Origin of the sequence: Streptomyces sp. 150FB (assembly GCF_000818195.1) — a bacterium.
GTDB lineage: Bacteria > Actinomycetota > Actinomycetes > Streptomycetales > Streptomycetaceae > Streptomyces.
The window spans coordinates 2768727-2774126 of the sequence record NZ_JTHL01000001.1; the positions used below are offsets into that span (position 1 = coordinate 2768727).

General features: G+C 72.2%; 4 protein-coding genes. All 4 read left to right on the forward strand.

The window, feature by feature from the left end; all coding sequences use genetic code 11:
- The first annotated feature begins 69 nt into the window (after window positions 1-69).
- Window positions 70-1353, forward strand: a complete 1284-nt coding sequence (locus QR77_RS11645; RefSeq protein WP_236711097.1) for a hypothetical protein — start codon at window positions 70-72, stop codon at window positions 1351-1353.
- A gap of 11 nt (window positions 1354-1364) precedes the next feature.
- Window positions 1365-2426, forward strand: a complete 1062-nt coding sequence (locus QR77_RS11650) for a glutamate ABC transporter substrate-binding protein (protein WP_040021490.1) — start codon at window positions 1365-1367, stop codon at window positions 2424-2426.
- A 62-nt stretch (window positions 2427-2488) separates the two neighbouring features.
- Window positions 2489-3820, forward strand: coding sequence for a hypothetical protein (locus QR77_RS11655; protein WP_173476294.1), 1332 nt, complete (start codon window positions 2489-2491; stop codon window positions 3818-3820).
- A gap of 58 nt (window positions 3821-3878) precedes the next feature.
- Window positions 3879-5400: serine/threonine protein kinase (locus QR77_RS11660; protein WP_150130560.1), on the forward strand; the 1522-nt coding region annotated here is incomplete at its 3' end.

Here is a 5400-nt window from a genome sequence, read left to right on the forward strand (position 1 = left end):
CCCCGGCCGCCGGGCCCGCCCGCCGGCCCTCCGGGGGCTTCGGCGCCGCGCAAGGCGTGGACCGAGGGCGTGGAGCAGCTGCGCGCCGGAGCGACGACGGAGCCGGGGCGGCTGCGGATCATCGGGGCCGCGCTGGTGCTGCTCGTCGTGGCGTTCGGGGCGGTCTCGGCCGTCGAGGCCTCGGACCGGTTCACCGCCGCCGACGACGTGGTGAGGCACAGTCAGCCGCTGAGCAGGGACGCGGCGAACATCTACCGTTCGCTGGCCGACGCCGACACCCAGGCGGCCAGCGGCTTCCTCGCGGGCGCGCAGGACCCGCCCGAGGTGCTGAAGCTCTATCAGGACGACATCCGTACGGCGTCCAGCCTGCTCGTCAAGGCTGCGGCGACCACCAGCAGTTCGAGTGAATCCGGGCGGCAGATCGCCGCGATCAACGAGGGCCTTCCGCGCTACACCGGCCTGATCGAGCGGGCCAGGGCCGCCAACCGCCAGGGGCTGCCGCTCGGCGGTGCGTACCTGCGGTACGCGAACGAGCAGATGACCAGGGAGCTGCTCCCGGCGGCCGAGAAGCTGTACGGGGTGGAGACGGCGCGGCTCGACCAGGACAACGACGACGCGCGGCTGTGGCCGTTCGCCTCGCTCGCCGTCGGTGTGGTGACGTTCGGCGGTCTCTTCTGGGCGCAGCGGCGCAACTACCGCAGGACGAACAGGGTGTTCAACCAGGGCATGCTCGCCGCCACCGCCGCTTCCACGGTCCTGCTGCTCTGGCTGGCCGTCGGGCACACGATCGCGCGGTCGGACCTGAACGCCGCGGAGGCGAAGGGCCAGCGGTCTCTGGCGGTGCTCAACGACGCCCGGATCAACTCGCTCAAGGCCCGGGCCAACGAGAACCTCACCGAGGTGGCGCGGGGCGCCGTCCTCACCGCGGACGGCAAGAACGACAAGTACGAGGCGGACTTCAACACCGGCATGGCCAAGCTCTCCGCCGCGCTCAGGACGGCGCGGGGACTCGCCGACGACAGCGCGGGCAGCGAGCCGGTGGGCACGGCGATCGACTCGGTCGCCCAGTGGCAGGAGCGCCACACCTCGGCCCGCGCGGCGGACCAGGCCGGCGACTACAAGAAGGCGCTGGACAAGATCATCGGCCCCGAGGGCACCACGGGCCAGTCGTTCGACCAGGTGAACGCCGCTCTGGGGACCGCCATCGACCATGAGCAGGGGGAGTTCACCGCGTCCGCCACGAGCGGGCGGAGCGCCCTGACCGGGCTGGCGGCCGGCGCGGCTGTGCTGGGCCTGCTGGGCGCCGCGGGCGCGGCCCTCGGCATGGGCCGCAGGCTTTCGGAGTACCGGTGAGAGGCGGAGGAATGACCTCGACAGACAGGCCTCGCCGGTCCGGCGGCCGGTTCCGCGCGTTCACCAGGCTCCGCGGCTGGGGCGGTGTCTCGGCGATGGGCGCCGCCTGTGTGGTGACGGCCGCGCTCACCCTGCTCCCGCTGCTGCACACGAGCCGGGAGGCGGTGGAGCAGGCGGAGCAGTCCGCCGGTTCCCTCGCGACGGCGGTCCCGGCCAAGGCCGACGAGTGTGTGAACCCCGAGGCGAGCCTGCCGCCCTCCGGTGCCGACGGACCGACCATCGCGAAGATCAAGGCCCGGGGGCGCCTCTGGGTCGGTGTCGACCAGAACAGCTACCAGTGGGGCTACCGCGACCCCGCTTCCCCGAACGGCAGCATCGAGGGCTTCGACATCGACCTCGCCCATGCCATCGCCGCCGACATACTCGGCGACCCGAACAAGATCACGTTCCGCGCCATCCCCACCAACCTGCGGGTCCAGGCGCTCCAGAACGGCTCGGTGGACATCGTCGTCCGGACGATGACGATCAACTGCGAGCGCAAGAAGCAGGTCGCCTTCTCCACCGCCTACTTCCAGGCGGGCCAGCAGGTCCTGGCGCCGAAGTCCGACCCGTCGATCAAGGGGTACGACGCCTCGCTCGCCGGGAAGCGGGTCTGCACCGCCCAGGGCTCCACCGCGTACGACCAACTGGTGAAGAAGTCGTACGGGGCGATATTCAAGGACCCGCACGACGGCACCGCGCGGGACGAGGACCAGTTGACCGTGCCCAACCAGCTCGACTGCCTGGTACGGCTCCAGTTGGGCGAGGTGGACGCCGTCGTCACGGACAACGCGCTGGCGGCCGGCCAGGTCGCCCAGGACCCGGCCGTGCAGTTGCGCGGCAAACCGTTCACCACCGAGTACTACGGTGTCGCTGTCAAGCTCGGCAACGACGACCTGGTGCGCCGGGTGAACCAGGTGCTGGTGGGCTATCGGGCCGGTGGAACCGCCAGCCCCTGGATGGTGTCGTACAGGCACTGGCTGAAGGCCGGACTGCCCGGGATAACCGGCCCGCCGGCGGCGAAGTACGAGTAGGACGGCGTACGGAGACGGCGGACGGGTGAGGCGCCGAACACACGCGAGCGGAGAGGTGATCGATGGGCGTCATGGGCTCCTTCCCCGGCTCCGCCGGGAGTCCGCCCGGACCGGTCATGGACCGGGACGAGGTGGACCGTGCCCTGGCACGTCTGGACGCGGAGCACGAAGCGATCGAGTCGTCGCTGCTCGCCCTCCAGGACCACGCGGGCCGCAGACTGCTCGAAGGCGCCGGGCTGACCGGGGTCACCAAGGACCGCTGGGCCTCGGCCGAGCAGTGGATCACCGTGCTGTGGTCGTACTTCGAGAGCTACGCGGAGGCGCTGAACGGCGCCCGTGAGCTGCGCGCCAGGCGCCGCTGGCCGAACCGCGACGATCTGGTGGAGCTGACCCGCACCCTGCGCGGCCGTTGCGTCACCGTCGCCGGCACCCCCGAGCACCAGGCGGCGTCCCTCACCGGACCCGCCAAACTGTCCGAGGAGTTCACCCTCGCCGAACTGGTGTCCAGGATGAACGAGCTGTACGCGCGTTCGCTGGACATGGTCGTGGCGGCGGACTCCGTGTGGTCGGCGCTGCCCGCCAGGATCGACCTGCTCTCCGCCGAACTGGCGCGCACCCGCTCGCTCGCGCACTCCGCCGGCGTACGGCCCGGGGAGCACCCGGCCGCGGACGACCTGGAGTCGATCACCCATGAGCTGACCACCCTGCGCGCCCAGGTGGTCTCCGATCCGCTGGCCTTCTGGCACGCCGTGCGCGGCAGTTCGGCCCCGGGCGGCGGCAGGCCGGACACCGAGCGCTACGACAGGGCGGCGCGCGCCCTGGAGGACGTACGGCGCGAGATCGAGGCGGTCCTCAGCGTGCGCCAGGACTCCGAGGAGCGGCTGATGCGGCTGCGGGACGTGCTGTCGCGCGCCGACCGTACGCTCGCCGAGGCGCGGTCCGCCCGGGGTGAGGTGCTCGCGAAGATCGCCGCCTCCGAGGTGCCCGCTGTCAGCGGCCCGCCGACCGCGCTGCACGAGCAGCTCTCGACCGCCGCCGAATACCGCAGGCACGCCCAGTGGCACCGGCTCTCACCGCTCCTGGAGTCGCTGGAGCGCGACGCCGAGGACGAACTGCTGCGGGCCCGTGAGTCCTTGACGGCGGTCACCGCGCCGCTCGCCGTGCGCGCGGAGCTGCGCGGCAGGCTGGACGCGTACCGGGCGAAGGTCTCCCGGCACGGCATGGCGGAGGACCCGCTGCTGATCGAGCGGTACGACGCGGCCCGCCGCAGGCTGTGGAGCGCGCCCTGCGATCTCCGCGTCGCCGAGCAGGCGGTGCTGCGCTACCAGCAGGCGGCGGCCGATCTCCTGGTGCCACGGCAGCAGGGGCCCGCCGACCGCGGGGGTGGCGAGTGAGTACGGGCGGAGCTGCGGCAGGCACGACAACGGGAACAGAGACGGGGCGGGGGGACCGATGAGCGGGACGAGCACATGCCAACGCCCGGGCTGCGAGGGCTCGTACGAGGACATGGGCGGCGGGGAGCTGTACTGCGACACCTGCGGACTGGCCCCGGTGGTCTCTCCCAGCGGCACCCTGTCCTCGCCGCCCACGGGCATCACGGCCGGCGGCGCGTCGGGCCGCGTCCCTTCGTCGAACGCCTCGTCCCGCGCGTCCGCGCGCTCGTCGGGGTCTCGCCGCTCGGTCTCCGGCCGGCTGTCCCGAGGGGTCTCGGGGCGGCCGTCGAGCCGGTCGGTCTCGGTGCGCGCTTCCAGTACGTCCACGGCGGCGTCGGGGCGCAACCGCCTGGGCGCCGGGCTGGTCTCCGTACCCGATGTGCCGCGTCACGATCCCGGCTCGGCGGTGATGGAGCGCCCCGAGGTGCCCGAGCGCAAGCGTTTCTGCTCGCGCGGCGGCTGCGGGGCGCCGGTGGGCCGGGCGCGCGGCGACCGGCCGGGGCGTACGGAGGGGTTCTGCACGAAGTGCGGCCACCCGTACTCGTTCGTGCCGAAGCTCAGCCCGGGCGATGTGGTGCACGGGCAGTACGAGGTCAGGGGCTGCCTGGCGCACGGCGGGCTCGGCTGGGTCTATCTGGCCGTGGACCGCGCGGTCTCGGACCGCTGGGTGGTCCTCAAGGGCCTGCTGGACACGGGCGACGCCGACGCGATGGAAGCCGCGATCTCCGAGCGCCGGTTCCTCGCCGAGATCGAGCACTCCAACATCGTCCGCATCTACAACTTCGTGGAACACCTCGACCAGCGGACCGGCTCCATGGACGGCTACATCGTCATGGAGTACGTCGGGGGCAAGTCGCTCAAGGAGATCGCCAACGGACGGCGCGATCCGACGGGCAAGCGTGATCCGCTGCCGGTCGAGCAGACCTGCGCGTACGGCATCGAGGCGCTGGAGGCGCTCGGACACCTGCACAGCCGCAACCTCCTGTACTGCGACTTCAAGGTGGACAACGCCATACAGACCGAGGGGCAGCTCAAGCTCATCGACATGGGCGCGGTCCGCCGGATGGACGACGACGAGTCCGCGATCTACGGCACGGTCGGCTACCAGGCGCCCGAAGTCGCCGAGGCCGGCCCGTCGGTGGCGTCCGACCTGTACACGGTGGCGCGGACGCTGGCGGTGCTCGCCTTCGACTTCCAGGGCTATACGAACGTGTTCGTGGACTCGCTCCCCGACCCGGACACCATCGAGGTCTTCCGGACGTACGAGTCGTTCTACCGGCTGCTGGTCAGAGCGACGGACCCGGACCCCGGGCGGCGCTTCGCCTCGGCGCAGGAGATGGCCGAGCAGTTGACCGGTGTGCTGCGGGAGGTGGTCGCGCTCCAGACCGGCCGGCCACGGCCCGCGCTGTCCACCCTGTTCGGGCCCGAACTGCGCGTCACCGACACGGAGTTGTTCGCGGCGCTGACGGAGGACGTCTCGCTGCTGGGGGCGCGGAAGCGGGCACCGAGGAGCGGCCGCGCGGGCGGCGTTCCGGCGCTGC

Excerpts from the sequence above, each read along its gene's own strand:
- QR77_RS11650 (WP_040021490.1), top strand. The coding sequence starts at position 1,365 with ATGACCTCGACAGACAGGCCTCGCCGGTCCGGCGGCCGGTTCCGCGCG.
- QR77_RS11655 (WP_173476294.1), top strand. The coding sequence starts at position 2,489 with ATGGGCGTCATGGGCTCCTTCCCCGGCTCCGCCGGGAGTCCGCCCGGA.